16 protein-coding genes, 1 other RNA gene and 6 pseudogenes are annotated in these 17,468 nt (G+C 40.0%); 20 read left to right on the top strand and 3 right to left on the bottom strand.

Going from position 1 to position 17,468, the window contains the following annotated elements:
• The first annotated feature begins 117 nt into the window (after nt 1-117).
• From G4D76_RS01620 to G4D76_RS01650, 7 genes and pseudogenes are all read left to right on the top strand, one after another.
• Nucleotides 118-1,259: pseudogene (locus G4D76_RS01620) on the top strand (IS3 family transposase).
• A gap of 343 nt (nt 1,260-1,602) precedes the next feature.
• Nucleotides 1,603-1,914 (top strand): ArsR/SmtB family transcription factor, encoded by a 312-nt coding sequence (locus G4D76_RS01625; RefSeq protein WP_213810350.1) that lies wholly within the window; start codon nt 1,603-1,605, stop codon nt 1,912-1,914.
• A gap of 269 nt (nt 1,915-2,183) precedes the next feature.
• Nucleotides 2,184-4,090, top strand: a pseudogene (locus G4D76_RS01630) (heavy metal translocating P-type ATPase).
• Nucleotides 4,091-4,249: 159 nt separating this feature from the next.
• Nucleotides 4,250-5,137 (top strand): annotated as a pseudogene (locus G4D76_RS01635) (BREX system Lon protease-like protein BrxL); the annotation flags it as partial.
• A gap of 341 nt (nt 5,138-5,478) precedes the next feature.
• Nucleotides 5,479-5,739, top strand: coding sequence for a transposase (locus G4D76_RS01640; RefSeq protein WP_213810351.1), 261 nt, complete (start codon nt 5,479-5,481; stop codon nt 5,737-5,739).
• Complete coding sequence (locus G4D76_RS01645; protein WP_213810352.1) at nt 5,736-6,173, top strand: transposase; 438 nt, start codon at nt 5,736-5,738, stop codon at nt 6,171-6,173. The genes G4D76_RS01640 and G4D76_RS01645 overlap by 4 nt, the downstream gene beginning before the upstream one ends.
• 28 nt (nt 6,174-6,201) lie before the next feature.
• Nucleotides 6,202-6,441 (top strand): transposase, encoded by a 240-nt coding sequence (locus G4D76_RS01650; RefSeq protein WP_213810353.1) that lies wholly within the window; start codon nt 6,202-6,204, stop codon nt 6,439-6,441.
• Between the two features lie 142 nt (nt 6,442-6,583).
• Here G4D76_RS01650 and G4D76_RS01655 read toward each other — a convergent pair whose 3' ends face one another.
• The 3 genes and pseudogenes from G4D76_RS01655 to recU all read right to left on the bottom strand — a co-directional run bounded on the left by G4D76_RS01655 (nt 6,584) and on the right by recU (nt 9,610).
• The gene (locus G4D76_RS01655) at nt 6,584-6,820 is read right to left on the bottom strand and encodes a hypothetical protein (RefSeq protein WP_213810354.1); all 237 of its coding nucleotides are present in this window, start codon (nt 6,818-6,820) and stop codon (nt 6,584-6,586) included.
• Nucleotides 6,787-9,008, bottom strand: a pseudogene (locus G4D76_RS01660) (transglycosylase domain-containing protein). The gene G4D76_RS01655 and the pseudogene G4D76_RS01660 overlap by 34 nt, the downstream one beginning before the upstream one ends.
• A gap of 11 nt (nt 9,009-9,019) precedes the next feature.
• A complete protein-coding gene (gene recU / locus G4D76_RS01665) occupies nt 9,020-9,610 on the bottom strand; it encodes a Holliday junction resolvase RecU (protein ID WP_026858052.1) in 591 nt (196 codons plus the stop codon).
• Between the two features lie 93 nt (nt 9,611-9,703).
• On the opposite strand from recU, the gene G4D76_RS01670 reads away from it, so the two are divergent.
• The 13 genes and pseudogenes from G4D76_RS01670 to G4D76_RS01730 all read left to right on the top strand — a co-directional run bounded on the left by G4D76_RS01670 (nt 9,704) and on the right by G4D76_RS01730 (nt 17,465).
• The gene (locus G4D76_RS01670; protein WP_213810355.1) at nt 9,704-9,928 is read left to right on the top strand and encodes a hypothetical protein; all 225 of its coding nucleotides are present in this window, start codon (nt 9,704-9,706) and stop codon (nt 9,926-9,928) included.
• 96 nt (nt 9,929-10,024) lie between these two features.
• Nucleotides 10,025-10,564: an SLOG family protein gene (locus G4D76_RS01675; RefSeq protein WP_213810356.1), complete on the top strand. Its 540-nt coding sequence runs from the start codon at nt 10,025-10,027 to the stop codon at nt 10,562-10,564.
• Between the two features lie 11 nt (nt 10,565-10,575).
• Nucleotides 10,576-10,901: pseudogene (gene gpsB, locus G4D76_RS01680) on the top strand (cell division regulator GpsB).
• Nucleotides 10,902-10,951: 50 nt separating this feature from the next.
• Nucleotides 10,952-11,342: RNase P RNA component class B (gene rnpB, locus G4D76_RS01685), an RNA gene on the top strand.
• Nucleotides 11,343-11,444: 102 nt separating this feature from the next.
• Nucleotides 11,445-12,566: pseudogene (locus G4D76_RS01690) on the top strand (class I SAM-dependent RNA methyltransferase).
• Complete coding sequence (locus tag G4D76_RS01695) at nt 12,567-13,103, top strand: dynamin family protein (RefSeq protein ID WP_213810357.1); 537 nt, start codon at nt 12,567-12,569, stop codon at nt 13,101-13,103.
• Between the two features lie 310 nt (nt 13,104-13,413).
• On the top strand, nt 13,414-13,677 hold the full coding sequence (locus G4D76_RS01700; protein ID WP_213810358.1) for a hypothetical protein: 264 nt from the start codon (nt 13,414-13,416) through the stop codon (nt 13,675-13,677).
• On the top strand, nt 13,670-14,101 hold the full coding sequence (locus G4D76_RS01705; RefSeq protein WP_213810359.1) for a hypothetical protein: 432 nt from the start codon (nt 13,670-13,672) through the stop codon (nt 14,099-14,101). The genes G4D76_RS01700 and G4D76_RS01705 overlap by 8 nt, the downstream gene beginning before the upstream one ends.
• A complete protein-coding gene (locus G4D76_RS01710; protein WP_213810360.1) occupies nt 14,007-15,941 on the top strand; it encodes a dynamin family protein in 1,935 nt (644 codons plus the stop codon). The genes G4D76_RS01705 and G4D76_RS01710 overlap by 95 nt, the downstream gene beginning before the upstream one ends.
• 25 nt (nt 15,942-15,966) lie before the next feature.
• The gene (locus G4D76_RS01715; RefSeq protein ID WP_026858046.1) at nt 15,967-16,842 is read left to right on the top strand and encodes a 5'-3' exonuclease; all 876 of its coding nucleotides are present in this window, start codon (nt 15,967-15,969) and stop codon (nt 16,840-16,842) included.
• Between the two features lie 5 nt (nt 16,843-16,847).
• Complete coding sequence (locus tag G4D76_RS01720; protein ID WP_213810361.1) at nt 16,848-17,057, top strand: ribonuclease H family protein; 210 nt, start codon at nt 16,848-16,850, stop codon at nt 17,055-17,057.
• Between the two features lie 4 nt (nt 17,058-17,061).
• A complete protein-coding gene (locus G4D76_RS16495; protein ID WP_371814641.1) occupies nt 17,062-17,253 on the top strand; it encodes a reverse transcriptase-like protein in 192 nt (63 codons plus the stop codon).
• A gap of 41 nt (nt 17,254-17,294) precedes the next feature.
• Complete coding sequence (locus tag G4D76_RS01730) at nt 17,295-17,465, top strand: zinc-finger domain-containing protein (protein ID WP_084135631.1); 171 nt, start codon at nt 17,295-17,297, stop codon at nt 17,463-17,465.
• Nucleotides 17,466-17,468 lie beyond the last annotated feature (3 nt).

Below are 17,468 nucleotides of genomic sequence, written 5' to 3' on the forward strand. Positions count from 1 at the left end.
AGCGAGAGCTTTAAGAATTTAATTGGACAAAAATACGTATGTGAATCGTCTACACTTGATTGGACAACTCCCATGAGGGAGGTTACTGTTAAATCAATGAAAGTAGGCGATTTTATTATGACAAGAACGAGAAGAACATTTACCCCTGAATTTAAACTACAAATGGTTCGACTATTTGAAAATGGTAAGTCAAAAGCTGAAATTGTACGGGAGTATGATCTCACAGCTTCAGCTTTAGAAATGGGTTAAAAATCATCAGAACACAGGCTCATTTAATCATATCGATAATTTATCTGAAGAAGAGCGTGAAATCAGAAGACTTCGCAAGGACAATCAACAGTTAAAAATGGAAAACGATATTCTAAAGCAAGCAGCGCTGATCATGGGACGAAAATAGAAGTCATTCGTAAGAATGCACACAAATATTCAGTGTCAGCAATGTGCAAAGTCCTTCAAATCTCTAGGAGCACCTATTATTTTGAAATTAATAAACATAAAACTAATACGCAGTATGAGCGAGACAACGATATTAATGAAACGATTATTCAGGTATTTCATTCTAATCGAAAATGTTTTGGCACCCGAAGAATAAAAAAGTGTTACATAAACAAGATTTGATAGTTTCGAGAAGACGTATTGGTCGGACCATGAAACAGAACAACCTAGTATCAACCTACACTGTCGCAAGCTACAAGCCCTATCCATCGAAATCGAATGAGCGTCTGATCACGAATGGTCTAGACAGAAATTTTAATAGAGCACAGCCGATGGAAGTCATTGTCAGCGATTTAACCTATGTAAAAGTGGCAGGAAAATGGCATTACATATGTGTATTTATTAATCTCTTTAATAGAGAAATTGTTGGGTACAGTGCAGGTTCAAGAAAAAATGCTGCGTTGGTCTCGTCGGCAATCAGCACCATTAAGCATGATTTAAGAGATGTGCAGATGTTTCACACAGACAGAGGAAAAGAATTCGATAACCAGCTGATTGATGAAGTTTTAGATGGCTTTGATATTGAAAGATCACTCAGCATGAAAGGGTGTCCTTATGACAACGCTGTGGCTGAAACTACCTTCAAAGCGATGAAAACTGAGTTTATTAAACAATATGTTTTTATGTCATTAAAACAGTTAAGCATCGAACTATTCGACTATGTAAACTGGTATAACACAATCAGACCTCATGGTGCATTGGATTATCTCACACCAAAGGAGTATAAAGAAAACTTCTATAAAACCTGTCTAATATTCTGTTGACATACCATACTTTGCTGGACATAAAAGATAAGGTGTATACTAAATAAAAAGAATAGGGAGGAACTTATTATGTCCACAGATTTAAGCTGCGGACTGCTCAAAAACCCGAGGATACCATGTTTTCCACATGTGTATACCTCGGGCTTTTGGCACCGTTCAGAAAATCATAAAATTTTGGGTAAATTCAAATTTATTTATAATTGACAACACCTAATAATCTGCGTATAATATATATGAGCATATATTCATATATGTGATTTAAATAATAGTAAAATATATTTTAAACTACTTGCCTTAGGATTTTACAAACGAAAGTAATATTGAATAAAAAGGAGAAATTATAATGGATGATGAAAATAAGGGGAGGGACTTAGATGAAGAAACACTATTTATCGTATCACAAACATTTAAAGCATTAGGTGATCCAACAAGAATAAGGATTCTTAATCTATTGTTTCATAAAGAACTCTCTGTGAATGGAATTGCCGATACCTTACATCTTAAACAATCGACTGTTTCACATCAGTTACGGTTTCTGAAAAATTTACGCTTAGTGAAATATCGTAGGGATGGTACAACGTTATATTACTCTCATGATGATGATCATGTAATGAATACGCTAAGACAAACTATAGAGCACGCTTGTCATAATTAGTACTTGATAATAAATAATAGGTAATAGTAAAATGCGCGATCAATATTGTTATATGAGCATATACAAATGTATGTTGCATGTAATTTTAACAAGATCCTGGAAAGATAGTGTAATGAGTTTAGCGTGGACTAGTGAACATGGTCTAAAAGCTCAGATGTATTATTGGTTGCAAAAATTTGAACGTGATCAATTTAACATCTTAGTTCGTGCAAAACAAATAGCGGGTTTATTGGAACTCGTTTTATCATATTTTTAGGAAGGTGATCAAGATGGAAGATATTCACGAGCATCAATCCCACGGAAACCATAGCCACGATCATGATCATGGAAAAATGCCAATTATTTCATATTTCGTTGGCTTAGGGTTAGCTATAATTGCGTTATTTTTAAATGATGAAAATTTAATATTACAAAACATTCTATTTTCGATTGCTACAATCACATCTGGTTATCATGTAATTATACTCGAAGGAATTGGAGAGACTATTGCAAATACTAAAATAAAAAAGAAATTTACGCCTAATTCCCATATTCTAATGGGATTAGCTGCAATTGGAGCCTCTCTAATCGGTAATTTTTGGGAAGGAACACTATTGATTCTCATTTTTTCCGGTGCCCATTTTCTTGAAGATTACGCTGAAGGAAGAAGTAAAAGAGAAGTTACTAAGTTGCTCGAAATGAATCCGACGACAGCTAGATTAATTCTTCCTGATGGAAATACAAAAATCGTTGATGTTAATGAATTAAAAGTTGGAGATCAACTCCAAGTACTAAACGGTGACCAAGTACCAATTGATGGAATTATTTTATCTGGTACTACCTCCATTGATGAATCTTCTATTAATGGTGAAGTATACCGAAAGAGAAGTCTAAAGGAGACGGAGTTTTGGGAGTACGATTAATGGAACAGGTACTTTTACGATGGAGGTCACTAAAGAAAACAAAGATACTGTCTTCTCAAAAATTTTACAACTAGTTAATCAAAACCAAGATAATCAAACAAAAGCTGCTAGTATTATACAAAAGTTCGAGCCTAAATATGTTAATTTAGTTTTAATCGTAATACCATTAGTAATGGTACTTACTCCATTTCTATTTAATTGGACATGGTCGGATGTATTTATAGAGGATTAGTGCTTTTAGTCGCAGCTTCACCATGTGCTCTAGCAGCAGCTACCGTATCAGTGACATTGTCAACAACTTCTAACCTAGCTAAAAAAGGAGTGCTTTCAAAAGGAAGTACTTACCTATCACAATAGCGGATTTAGGTGCAATTGCCTTCGATAAAACAGGTACCCTTACTAAAGGAAAACCTGAAGTAACAAATTATTATTTTGCTGATTCTGTGAATGAAGAAAGTTATTGATATTATAGTGGCTCTTGAAAAAGAATCTAATCACCCACTAGCAAATGCTATTTTAGAAAAATTTGAAGCAAAAAAAAAATAGATATTGAAGTTACCAATCAGATAGGGAAAGGTCTGACAGGAGTTTATAATCAAAATAATTATCGTATAGGTAAACCAACTTCTTTTCATGATGTTTCTAAGGAGTATATCCGTTTAAATAATGAATGGGCTACAGAAGGAAAGACAGTTGTATACGTAGCAGAAAATGAAGAAGTTATTGGTCTTATAGCTCTAATGGATATTCCGAATGAGCATGCAAGAACAACAATTGATTACTTTAAGAAGCTTGGTATCCACACTACCTTAATTACTGGTGATTCGGAAATGACAGGAAAAGCTGTGGGTGAACAATTAGGAATAGACGAAGTTATCGCTAATGTAATGCCTGAAGATAAGTCTAGAATTATTGATGAACAAAAAGAAAAATATGGGGTTATCGCTATGGTTGGAGATGGTGTGAATGATGCACCAGCCCTTGTTAATGCAGATGTTGGTATAGCCATGGGAGACGGTACTGATGTGGCAGTAGAAGTATCTGATTTGGTGTTAATGCAGAACAATTTATCTAAATTAGTGCAATCTCATAAAATTTCTTCAAAAATGAGTCGTGTTATATGGCAAAATATTATTTTTTCAATGGCAGTTGTTGCCTTTTTAGTAGTAGTTAGTTTGTTAGGATTAACTGATATTACAATTAGTGTAATAATTCATGAAGGAAGTACTTTAGTCGTTATACTAAATGGACTTCGATTATTAACATCTAAATAAACAATGAATTGATCAACAAGAATGATTTTCAAAGTTATATTTGCTTTTTATTGAAATGCAAAAATATGTGATATTCCACTAGTGTTGCATAATACTGAAAATCACTGTTACTTGTTTATTGTTAATTAAATCACATGTAGTTTTCGTTAAAAATTCTGGAAAAAGTCAAATGCTGGCGCAGCGGATGACTTTTTCCAGAATTTTTTTGACTTATTTATAGGAAATAATTTAAATCAACGAGATACGATTGGTGTCCGAAAAACCGTGTCCGGCTTATTAAAATTAATTTATCCTCATGGTAAATTTACGAAGGAAGAAGTAGAAGAAGTTCTGGAGTACGCTTTAGAAGGTCGCCGAAGAGTCAAAGAGCAATTGAAAAAGATTGGGGGCATGGAATTCTATGATGTCATGTTCTCTTATATCGATAAGGAAACTACAGAAGAGCATTATATTTCTGTCCCTGAACAAGGTGGCGGCAAATTGATTCCAGAAGGTATGAATAAACCTGGTCATGTCTACGTAGCGGGAAGAGGGAGCTCTAGCATGATTGGAATCTATAAGCTTGAGAATCAAGTTGTGAGCGGTACAGGGAAGCATGAAAAATCTGGCGTAGGAAGTGATCGAGCTAGAGAGAGTTTAGATACGGCTTTTCGGTATTTTACTGCCAATATTAAAAGTATTAGTAGTTCTATCAGTGTCAAAACAAAGGATTACTTGATGCATATTGAAGATATGCAAGGGATTGGTTTAACGGAAGAATTAGCTGTAGCAGAATTAATTGGTTTAAGCTCAGCTGCTTTGGATAGGCCAATTCAGGAAAGTTTAGTAGTGATAGGAAATATGACGATGGGCGGAACTATATCTAAAGTGCCAGAATTTGCGAATATTTTGCAAGTTTGTGTAGATGCAGGTGCCAAACGCGTCTTATTGCCATCATCTTCCGTTCAAGATTTACAAACAGTCCCATCCGATTTATTAGTTAAAATTCAACCGATTTTTTACTCAGATTCTATTGATGCAGTTTATAAAGCATTAGGTGTGAATTAGTAAAAGCAGTCCATTTAATTTATGGAGCATTTGCTGGTGTCAAAGCTGACAGTGGTGCGTTTATAATTATCTCAAGCTTTTCAAAAGAAGCACTAGAATTAATAATATATATTATATTCCAATATTTCTTCATTAATGAATTCCTCAGCAGGGACATAAACATCCCCACATACAAAAAAAGGGGCTGGGACATAAGTCCTGACTCTAAACGAAAAACTGCCTCAGGAGCTCAATTGCTCCTGAGGCAGTTTTTTTTATTTTTTAATAGGATATTAATTCAAAAAAATAAGACCCTCAGATACAATGTAGTTACCACAACCAAAAAGGAAAAGAGGGACCTTATGTACAAAAATTATAACATGAACCAAATCACACTGCCACTTGAAACTGAAATCCTGATTCCAGACAATGATATATCGAAAGCCGTTCACACGTTGGCCGATAGTATGCCTGAAGATGTATTCAATGGCTTCAGGCAATCCCAAGGTGCATCGTTACAATCGTCATATCACCCCAAAATGATGCTCAAAATTTTACTCTGTGCATACAGCCAATCCGCATTCTCCGGCCGTAAGATTGAAGCCTTACTGCAGGGCGGATGAAAGATGATCATATGCAGAACGGTCAGTTGAAATCCGGGTATAACTTACAAATTGCGACGAATAATCAGTTTGTTCTAGGCTATGATATTTATTGGGATTCAACCGATACACGCACACTCGACCCGTTTCTCCATACGATGCAGCACACATTTCAGCATTTACCAGAATATATTGTGGCGGATGCGGGGTATGGCAGTGAATCCAACTATGAGTATGTGGTCGATAAATATGAACGTCAGGCATTGATTCCCTACAATACTTATTATAAAGAACAAAAGAAGCGTTATAAAATGGATGAGATGCATCCAAATCATTGGGAATATAACGAAATCGATGATTACTATGTCTGTCCGAACCGCCGCTGGTTGCCTTTAAAAAGTCACACGACTCGAACAGACAAGTATGGTTATCAGCGGGTGTTTAAAAATATATGAGTGCGAAGATTGTCATGATTGTCCGTTGATGGCGCTGTGTAAAACATCCGCACCGGATCAACCGGAACGTATTCAAAAAAATATGAACCTGGAGTATTTCAAAGCACAGATGAACCAGACGCTTTCAAGCCCGGAAGGTCGACAACGCTATGCGCAACGCAAAATCGATGTCGAAACGACTTTTGGAAACTTGATGGCGAATTTGGGGTTCACTCGGATGTCTGTCCGGGGGAATAATCCGGTTCGTAACGAATGGGCATCGCTTTAATAGCCGTGAACCTCAAGAACTCGTCCGGCAATCTGTACTGACTATACTCAAACCAGCAAAAAACGGCTTGGAAATCTTAAACTCAAGATTTCCAAGCCGTTTCTCTTATTTCTTCAGGGCTTTTGTCCCAGCCCCGTTTCATTTAAACAATAATATTATTCTTCGTCAGCCGCTTCTTCTTCAGCTTGTTCTGCGTCTTCTGTAGTGCCGCTTGGTTCTGCCGGTTCTTCATCAGCCGCCGGCTCGTCTTCTTCCGGTGCAGGTCTTCGTCTTCGCTGCCGCTTTCGGGTTCAGCGAGTTCAGCGCCGTCCGGCAGTTCGCTGTCCGGTACGTCACCCTCGGTTTCTATTTCACCGTCTTCGTATATTCCCAGCTCCATGTGCCGCTTGTAGAGCCGCCGCTATCATTGCTGTTATTGCTGCTATTATTACTCTGCCGTTATTATTACTATTATTGTTGTTGCTGCCGCCGTTGTTAAAGAAACCGCCGCCGCCGGCCACTCTAAATTCATTGCCGTTGATCTGTTCAACACTGTCCGGCTGTTCAAAGTCCTGACCGTTGAATGTGCTGATGTACTGCATTATATCTCTGAAGAACCATTGCGGTGTAATGTGTTCGTCTGTGCCGACGAATACTTTGTCTTCTGAGTAGCCTGCAGCTGCATTATCGAATCCTGTCCACACACTCATCGTATATTCAGGTGTGTAGCCGACGATCCATGCGTCTTTTGCACTGTTGTTCGGCAAGTCATTTTCTTCAAGGATGCTCGTATCGAGGGATGTCGTTCCTGTCTTCGCTGCGATATTCAGACCGTTCATCTGAATGTAGTCGGCGCTTCCCTGATTTGCGAATGTGTCTTTCAGCATATCTGTCAGCATAAATGCTGTAGAGTCTTCCATCGCTTTGTTTGATTCGTTTTCGAATTCAATTTTATCGCCTTCTGCTGTAACGATGTAGCGGATCGACTGTGCTTTGTTGTGTTCTCCGTTGTTGCCGAGTGTCGCATAAGCCTCTGCCATCTGCAGCGGACTGAAGCGTGATTCGCCGCCGCCGAGCACGTCGTTAAATGATACTGTATATTCGCCTTCATTTTTCGTCGAGTAGTCGAGTCCGACTCCGCGGGCAAATTCTTCCGGTGCATTATTACCAGCTTCTTCTTTCACCGCTTCAAATGTCTTCACCGCAGGAACGTTAAAGCTTTGTCTTAATGCGTCGCGCATGGTCACGTTGCCGTGTCCCTGATTATCGTAGTTGTACACTGTATTGTTCGGACTGTCTTGTGGATTGTACGACTGTTCATCCTGAATTGTGTGATTTGTCGCCCATTCCATGTTTTCTATTGCCGGTCCGTATGATAAGAATGGTTTCATTGTAGAGCCGACGTTGTGCTGTACCCGTGCCAAGTTCTGATCGACAACATCCTGGTAATCACGGCCGCCCGATATCGCAACCAGTCCGCCTGACGCTGTATCGAGTATAGTTGATGCGATATTGAAATCATCGCTCTGGAATTTATCGTTGTAGTAGTAATTGCGGTTGTTCGTCATATTCTGAAGGTATGACTGAACATTCGAATCCATATGTGTATAAATTTGAATTCCGCTCGATAAAACTTCATTTATATCTTTGTTTCTAAATTCATCGTGTGACTGAAGATCCGCTTTAATGGAATTAATGTAAGAAGCGTATTCAGGATCTTCCTGTTCTGTCGATGCACGTTCTGCCTCATCGCGAGGGACTAAGTTATCTGTAATATCGATATTGATTGCTTCATCGTATTCAGCCTGTGTAATTCTCTCGTGATTGAGCATCTGGTATAATACCGTATCTGTACGGTTCTGTCCTGCTTCAGCGTCGACGTATAAGTTATAGACGTTCGGCAGATTGGAGAGCCCTGCAAGATAAGCGCTCTCTGCGATATTTAACTCCGCAAGTTCTTTATCGAAATAATACAGGCTCGCTGTACGAATACCGTAGATGCCGTCAGAGTAGTAAATCTTGTTCAGATACATTTCAAGAATGTCATCTTTTGAATACTCCTGCTCTAAACGGTATGACAGATATGCTTCCTGTGCTTTACGCTCAATTGTCTGCTCTTCTGTCAGGAAGGCGCGTTTTACGACCTGCTGGGTAATAGTACTCGCACCCTGTGATGCGAATCCGTCTGTGATGTTGCTGATGACCGCACCGCCGAGACGGATAAAGTCAATCGCTCCGTGTTCGTAAAAGCGGTCGTCCTCAATTGCAAGTACTGCGTCCGTTACGCCTTCCGGCACATCTTCAATACTCACATATTCCCGTTTTTGTCCCTGGAAAAGGGTGGTGACAAGTTCGTCATTCTGATCATAAATTTCAGCGGGAACAGGGTCCTTCAGCTTTTCATCGCTGAAAGCTGGTGCCTGTGATGCGTAATACGCAAACAGCACAGCACCGATAACAAGACCAATCAGTGCAAGCAGTGCACCGTATAAAAACACTTTTTTAATAATCGATGATTTGGATTTCGACTGCTTTTTCTGTTCGGATTTCTTGTCAGACTGTTTACTCCTTTTAAAATTCGATTCCATATATATTCTCCCTATTCAAAATAAAATTCGTCAACTGCAGCTAAATAATCATAACGCGGATTGTATTTTATTGGTAGTAAAATACTCTCATCCTTAATGTCAGCATAGGTTATGGACTTTCTGCCGTCGCCTATAAATAAATCCCAGTGTTTAGCGAAATGTTCAAACGGATAAAGGTAGACTTCATCGTGAACGGTAAATTTAACAATGAGAAAAACAATGCCGCCCTGATTGTGGCAGGCGCGCATGTGCTCGACCTGATGTGCATGAATATTTATCAAAGGGAAGCGCGTTTTGTTGCGGGTTTCTTTCGCTTCAAAATCAATGTATTTCCCTTTATATAAACCATTATAGTCACTGGTCGACGGAACTTTAAAGTAGGCTTCCGTTATTTTAGCTTTTTTCCGTGACGGATAATCAACATCGACAATCTGCACCGGCGTGGGCTTCTTATGTATAATTGCCCGCTTAGTATCCAGATAAAATTGATTGGTCTTATCGAGATCTTTTTCCAGAGTCATGCCGCGCTGACCATAGTTCGTTTCTTTATTCGCAAGAGTTACATTCGATTGATTTTTTTTGACACCCTGAGGGTATTTCATTAAACTCGCACTCCAGACTGTTATTATATATACTTATTATTATATTAATTAGAGTTTGATTAACATTTCATTATTATAGGTGGTGTGTCCAATTTGTCAAGAAATGCATCATACAGCGATTACCGCGAAATGCTCGATGAAATCGCGAGCCGCTACGATAAAGCAAGAGCCGGTTACGAGTTCGATTTCGCTACAGAAATAGAACCTTTTCTTAAGCAGAATAAAGTACTCGCAGACCAGCTGCTCCAAATACAGACCGATGAACGGCTGACGGAGCGGGTCAGGGAAATCATGAGACGAGCTGATGGAAACTCTTAATGAGCTGTCACGTATCCCCTTCAGTTTAAAACTGTATCATGAAAAATTCAAATATATTAATATGTGGGTGCATCATGCCGGCAAGGAAGGTTTGCTGTGAGAGTGTTCATTACAGGCTACCGCCACTACGAGCTCGGCATCTTTAAAGATTCCCAGCCGGAAGTAAAAGTACTCCGTGATTTCCTCCGTCAGCGGATTATCAATCTCGCTGAAGAGGGCGCCGAGTGGTTTATCATCCAGGGCTATACGGGAATAGAAATGTATGCGGCAAATGAGATTATCGACTTAAAGGAAGACTACGATATTAAGCTCGGTGTCATAAAGCCGTTTCATAAATTCGACGACCGCTATAACGAATCCGATAAAATCAATTTAAATAATATATTGGAACACGCGGACTTTCATCAGTTTATCTTTGAACGGGAGTACGGGGATCCGAGTATGTTTAAAGCGATTAATCAGTTCGTGACCGCGCATTCTGATTACGGTCTCCTCGTCTATGACAGCGAGACGGATACAAATTTAAAATATATATACAGGGTTATGCTTGAATTAAGTGCGGAAAGTCATTATAATATTGAAAGAATACAATTTGATGATATTAATGATTTCATTAATGACAGATATGATAGTTAAGAGGTGTAAGTATGAGTGACTATACGCTAAGGCTGTCTGCAAAAGATATATTCGAGAAAGAATTCGAAAAATCACTAAGAGGTTTAAACCGATAGAAGTAGATAGTTTTCTTGACGACGTTATCAGTGATTATCAAAAAATGGCAGACATGAACAACAATATTAAAAAACTTGAAGAAGAAAATGCACGTTTAAAAAAGGAAGTTGAGGATCTCCGCATCAGAGTGGCAACAAATACACGCACTCAGGGCGGCAGCGGTCAAAATCAGCAGATTGATATTTTAAAGCGTCTTTCGAGTCTTGAAAAACAGGTTTTTGGCAGCACAGCAAACAAGTAAAGAGCAATATTAACAATGTATTTTAAGAACTTTTAAAATAAAACAGACGGTAACTCGGATAATCGCTATGCAGCATGCCTGCATAGAGGAAAGTCCATGCTCACACGGCCTGAGATGGCCGTAGTGTTCGTGCCAGATGAAACCATAAGTCTGGGCAATGATATTTTATATCTTGACGGCTGCGAAATATTCTAAATGCTTAAGCATATGAATAGAGTAGCTTTAAAAGTGCCACAGAAACGAGCTTCAAAAGAAATGATGAAGATGGAACGCGGTAAACCCCTCGAGTGAGCAATCCAAATTAGGTAGGAGCACTTTCCAACAGGAATTCAACTGACGGAGAGTATTATTCATTTAATATAGACAGATGATTATCACCAATGTGCGAGTGTATACTAGTGCACGCCAGCAGCACAGCGGGACAAAACATGGCTTATAGAGAAACCGGACTAGACAAAAAGCTCTCCACATTTGAGGAGAGCTTTTTTTATGCTTATTTTCATACTATAATGTAATTAAATCAAACTTTAGGAGCTTCTTAATATGAACTTTAAATTTATTGTCAACACACCCATGGGACTTGAACGTGTCTCGGATGAAATTAAATCATTAGGCCTTGAAACTGAACTTGAAAACGGCCGCGTATACTTCGAAGGCGATGAACGCACAATCGTCGAAACAAACTTAAAACTCCGTACAGTGGACCGTATTAGAATTGTCCTCGGCGATTTTAACGTCACAACGTTCGACGAACTGTTTGAAGCGGTTAAAGCATTGCCATTATCAGACATTCTCGGACCAAACGCTGAATTCCCCGTTACAGGACGCTCCCACAAGTCGACACTGTTCAGTGTGCCTGACGTGCAGCGGATTACGAAAAAAGCCATCGTTGAACATTTAAAAGATGCTTTTAAGATGACAGGGAAGCTGCCTGAAGACGGCCCACGCTATAAAATTGATATTAACATTTTAAAAGACAGAGCAATACTAACTGTCGACACGAGCGGTGACGCACTCCATAAACGCGGTTACAGACTCGCTCAGGGTGATGCTCCAATTAAAGAAACGCTCGCAGCTGCAATGCTGAAGCTTGCAAATTACACAGGGGACAAGACCCTGTATGACCCGTTCGTCGGTTCAGGAACAATTGCGCTGGAAGCAGCGATGATTGCACGTAACATCGCACCAGGTTCCAACCGTACATTCGACAGTGAGTCGTGGGACATTATTCCTGAAGAGCTGTGGACAGAAGTACGCACGCAATGTGAAAACGAAGCGGACTACGACAAAGAAATTAAAATTTACGCGACAGACATTGAACCTAATATGATTAATATCGCAATTAAAAATGCGGAAGAAGTCGGACTGGAAGCGGATATTGAATTCAGCACGCTCGATGTGCACGATCTTAAGGATCTCGATAAAAATGCACAGCTCGTCACAAACCCGCCTTACGGGGAACGTATTGGTGAAGCAAAAGCCGTGGAGTCCATGTACGGGAAAATCGGTGAACTGATGGAAGATAACCCGTCGCTGAACGTATATTAATGACATCGAATAAAGAGTTTGAAGAAATCGTCGGCAAGAAAGCAAACGAAACGCAGAAAGCTGTTTAACGGCTATATTGAAACGACGTTCTTCCAATACTGGGGAGTGAAAGAATAGTTGTCAGCACAAGGGGAAAATAGACAGACGCTTAATACGCTGTATAAACTTAAAAAAGAAATTTTGAAGTCCGATAACGATACGCTCGTCTCGCAAATTGACCATGCGATTCAAAAGACGTATAACGAACAGCTGGTATTTTCTTTTATCGGCCATTACTCTGCCGGGAAATCAAGCCTGATTAACTACTTGCTTAATCAGGACATTCTCCCATCACCAGTACCGACGACAAGCAATACCGTCGCGGTGCAAATTGGTGACGGCACGGGCATCCAGGCATTTATTAATCAGTATCAGTATGCAGCACTTGAAAACTACGACGAATTAAAAAAGCTGAACACACAAGATATGGATATCCAGGCCATCACTATGGACATTCAAGCACCAGACTATCAGCACAATACAGTTTTTCAAGATACGCCGGGGGTGGACTCCAATACAGACAGTCATGAAGAATCCGCCAACCGTTTTTTACTGAACAGTGATTTAATCTTCTTCACCGTGGAATACAACCACGTGGAGAGCGAGCATAATTAACACTGCTGAAGGAAATCGCCGGGCTTAATATACGCTCGTCTTAATTATTAACCAGATCGATAAGCACGATGACCGCGAGTACTTTAGATACCTTTTTAAACCGCGTTAAAACGTACGCTCACGAACTGGAACATTCATCGGAGCATTTATTATTCACAACTTCTATCTATGAGTCGCCCTATAACCGTATAGACGAATTAAAGGCCTTCATCCAGCAGACTGAAGAAACCGTGCAGCATTTGAAATATCGTATGACACGCGTATTACTAAAAATATCGAGGATAAACAGCTTGCGTATTTACGTGATGAAATGGCTGCATTACATGAGTCGCTGCAGCTCGATAATGAGCTGACAAGTGAGAAGGCGGCTGAACGAATTGAGTATTTAAACAACGAACTGAAGAAGGCTGAAATTAATTATCTGCATAGTGACGCAGATGAATTAAGAAGTCACGTCAAAGAATCCGTTAAGAAACTCGTCAAAGACAGCTACTTATTTCCGCATCAGGTAAAAGATGCGATTACGGCATATTTAAAAGTAATGGCAGGGGACAAAAGCGGGCGGATTGTTTAACAAGAAGAAAAAAGAACAGGCACTGTATGAAGAAAGCCTTAAGGAAGTAAATGAATCAATACAGCCTGTCATACATACAGAAATTAATGCGAATATTAACAGCTTCTTTCAGGCGCTCGGCTTAATCGGAGAACCATTTAAGTTTGAATGGAATAACGCCTTCCTAGGCACGGAGAAGATTACTTCACTGAACCAGACTTATATTACTAATTACTTCGATAAGCTGAAGGCAGCCTTAACTAAAGAAGTTTCGGAACAAGCAATCGTTCATATGGACAAGCTGACTGCCTCCGATACCGGGGAAGTAAAAGCACAGACAACGTTAACGAGTGAGAAAGAACTCTATATTAAAGCAGGCGAGCTGCGGCTTAATCGAATCACTCGATACGCAGAATTACCGTCATTTCTACATTCATATGGATGATGAGATTGACAAGTTAAATCTGCTGGAAGAGATTACTTTATCGTATGACGATGATAATCACGTCGAAGTCACAGAAAGTAGACATAATGAATTTACGGTTAACAATGAAGATGATATGAATTTAACCGCCTTTCGTGAACTCGTTACTCTCTTGTCAGACTCACCGCGCTATACCGACTACAGAAGACTGTTAAACGATAAGCTTCAGCGTATAGATAACGGCAAGGCAAACATTAGCGTCTTCGGCGGATTCAGTGCAGGAAAGACAACGTTCATTAACGCACTGATGGGGGCTAAGCATTTAACGACAAGCCCAAACCCGACTACTGCAACAATTACGGAGATTAATAATGATGAGACGAGTACTGTCGTGTATAAAAGTGAAGCGGATTTAACAGAGACACTTGCTGCACTGTCAGGAGAGCGTCATGATACTGCCGGCGGCTATCAGAAGTGGATCAGCAGGAACATCGGTAAGGTGGATGACACATATAAGCCGCTCTTAGCCGGTATACAGGAAAACTACGCTCATTATAAAGACGATCTCGGTCAGACAGTCAGCATCGATACAGAGGACTTGATTGCGAAGATCAGTAATGATAAAGACTCGACCTTTATTCATAAAGCGAATGTCTCCCTCGATAACGATATGACTCAATCATATACGCTGGTCGACTCGCCGGGGATTAATTCTATTAACGCCCGTCATACATCGGAAACGAGAGACATTATTACTGATAGCGATATGATTATTTACGTGTCGTACTATAACCATGTATTCTCGCGTTCGGATGAAACTTTCCTGCAGTATATTCAATCGCTGAAAGGGAAGGACTTCCCGATTATCTTTATTATAAATGCAGTAGACTTAATGAAGTCTGAAGCGGATAAAGACAAAGTGCTCGATTATATGCGTAATGCGTTAAACACAATGCATATTAAACACGTGCTCTATCCAGTTTCAAGTAAACGCGCCTTAGACGAAGGTGACGAGTACTTCACTACAGCTAAAGCTGAAATTATGCATATCGCTGACCAGCATTCGGGGAATGTGCAGTATAAGACGCTGCAGGAAACACAGAGACAGCTGATCAATACATTAATGAGTAATATGCGCCAGTTTGAAGATAACGGAGAAGAGCGGGCTAAACTGCTTGAACTTCGAAAGGACTTACTTAATAATATCGACGGCATTACAGCAGGGAGTATTAACGATACGCTGAAACAGGAAATCGATATTATACTTACGTATCTGACGAATCGGCTTCGCCTCCAGCTGTATGATCACCTAAAAGGGCTGTTAACTGTTTCCGCGATGAGCAATAAGCATTACATCAGAGATCATAAATCTATTATCGTACGTAATATCGAAGACTTCCTGACGCTTGAGACGAGCATTGCCTTTAATGCAGTATACCGTCAGGCAGACAGGCAGACGTCACAGATGATTACACAGTTTAACGAACGCTTAGAGATTGCAGGGACACCGGGTACACTGTCAGTGACAAGTGTTAAGGCAGAAGAACCGTCAGTTCATATTGATGCTGAAGTATTAGTACCGTTCGATAAGATTCTCTATCAGAACAAAAACAAGACCGGAGACTACAGAGATGCATTATTGGAACTGGCAGAGACAATTGTCCAGTCAGTCGATACAGCTGCATTAAAAGCGCATATGGAACAGCTGGCAGAGAAATATACAGCATTGCTTGACGCGGAGCTTAAAGAAGATCGTGTGATGATTACAGCAGCCTTGCAAGCTGAGCCTGATGAAATATCGCGGACGGACTACGATGAAGATGCGAATCTGCTTAAAGCAGTGGAAAGCATTTCTATTTAATGGATTTATCAATGGAGGGAACATTTTGACACAGCACACTTTAATAATAGACGGCATGGCTTTACTGTTCAGACACTTTTACGCGACAAGCTTCCGTAATCAATTTATGTATAACAGTAAAGATGTTCCGACGAACGGTGTTCAAGGCATGCTGAGACATACGTTCAAATTGCTCGAACTCACTAAACCGGATAATGTTATTATCGCCTGGGATATGGGTTCGAAGTCAGTAAGAAACGAATGGTACGAAGGTTATAAAGCAAACCGCGTGGCGGCGCCTGAAGAAATGGTGCCGCAGTTCGGCATGATTAAAGACGTTATGCACGATATCGGTTTTTATCAGGACGGTATCGTCGGCTATGAAGCGGATGATGTCATCGGCACAGTCGCACGTCACATCGATAACCTGACGATTGTCAGCGGTGACCGCGATCTGCTCCAGCTCATTAACCAGACAAACAGAATCTGGCTGACTAAAAAAGGTTATACGGAATATCACTATTACGACTTCATGGCGTTTCATGACCAGTACGGTATTACACCGGAGCAGTTTATCGATGTCAAAGCATTGATGGGCGACGCGAGTGACGGCTATTCAGGTGTCGCAGGTATTGGAGAGAAGACGGCGCTTAAACTGATTCAAACCCACGGCTCGGTCGATCAGCTGTTAAACAATCTGGATACCCTGACGCCGAAAATGCAGGACAAGATTATAAATGATATGGACTCACTTAAAATGTCCCAGCGTCTTGCTGAAATTATTACGGACGTGCCGATGAAACTGGACGGACTGATGGACAAGAGCACACTTAACCTTGATATTGGACATATTAACAAGGTGCTGCAGCATCATGATCTCCGTCTCGCAGAGAAGTATTTATCAACTTTAAACTTAGGGTGATATAAATGGCGCAAATATATATCGATGCAGCAGCAAGCCTCAAACCGAAACTTGCATGCGGCGGGCTTATTATTAAAGACGATTTGCTGAACTCAAAAGAGTCCGTGCTGCTCGGTGAAATGGATAACCATGAAGCGGAATGGGCGATGCTGGAGTTTGCACTTAAAGAAGCAGAGAAACTGAAGCTGACATCTAATCGTTTATACGGATTCTAAAATTATCGTCGATACTTTTGATAAAGGCCACGTTAAAAATAAAGTATTCAAATCATACTACGACAGAGTCGTTTCCTTAACAAAATCGCTCGATATGTTTATAATTACTCATACACCGAGAAAAAATAACCGTGGTGCAGACAAACTGGCTAAAGACCGTTTGTATAAAGAGCGCAAAAAATTAAATTTGAATTAGCTTTTTAGCTATGTTGCAATTTAAAATAATGAGGTATGATAATGGATACGAAAGTTCTGGATAAAATTAATCATCTTGAACGTACATACTGCAGAGGATGTATGTTGAAAGAAGTCAACCGGACTGAAGGAAGCAAATCAAGTGCACATTCATTCTGCATTACGGAATGTTCCGTCGGCATCGAAATGAAAATGTACGGCAATAAATTATAATAC

Origin of the sequence: Jeotgalicoccus sp. WY2, assembly GCF_018437745.1 — a bacterium.
GTDB classification, from domain to species: Bacteria; Bacillota; Bacilli; order Staphylococcales; family Salinicoccaceae; genus Jeotgalicoccus; species Jeotgalicoccus psychrophilus.

Bases quoted from the DNA above. Each gene is read 5' to 3' on its own strand.
- G4D76_RS01645 (WP_213810352.1), top strand. From the start codon at position 5,736: ATGAAAGATGATCATATGCAGAACGGTCAGTTGAAATCCGGGTATAAC.
- G4D76_RS01650 (WP_213810353.1), top strand. From the start codon at position 6,202: ATGGCGCTGTGTAAAACATCCGCACCGGATCAACCGGAACGTATTCAA.
- G4D76_RS01655 (WP_213810354.1), bottom strand. From the start codon at position 6,820: ATGGAGCTGGGAATATACGAAGACGGTGAAATAGAAACCGAGGGTGAC.
- G4D76_RS01625 (WP_213810350.1), top strand. From the start codon at position 1,603: ATGGATGATGAAAATAAGGGGAGGGACTTAGATGAAGAAACACTATTT.
- G4D76_RS01720 (WP_213810361.1), top strand. From the start codon at position 16,848: ATGGCGCAAATATATATCGATGCAGCAGCAAGCCTCAAACCGAAACTT.
- recU (WP_026858052.1), bottom strand. From the start codon at position 9,610: ATGAAATACCCTCAGGGTGTCAAAAAAAATCAATCGAATGTAACTCTT.
- G4D76_RS01730 (WP_084135631.1), top strand. From the start codon at position 17,295: ATGGATACGAAAGTTCTGGATAAAATTAATCATCTTGAACGTACATAC.
- G4D76_RS01640 (WP_213810351.1), top strand. From the start codon at position 5,479: ATGTACAAAAATTATAACATGAACCAAATCACACTGCCACTTGAAACT.
- G4D76_RS01700 (WP_213810358.1), top strand. From the start codon at position 13,414: ATGGCTGCATTACATGAGTCGCTGCAGCTCGATAATGAGCTGACAAGT.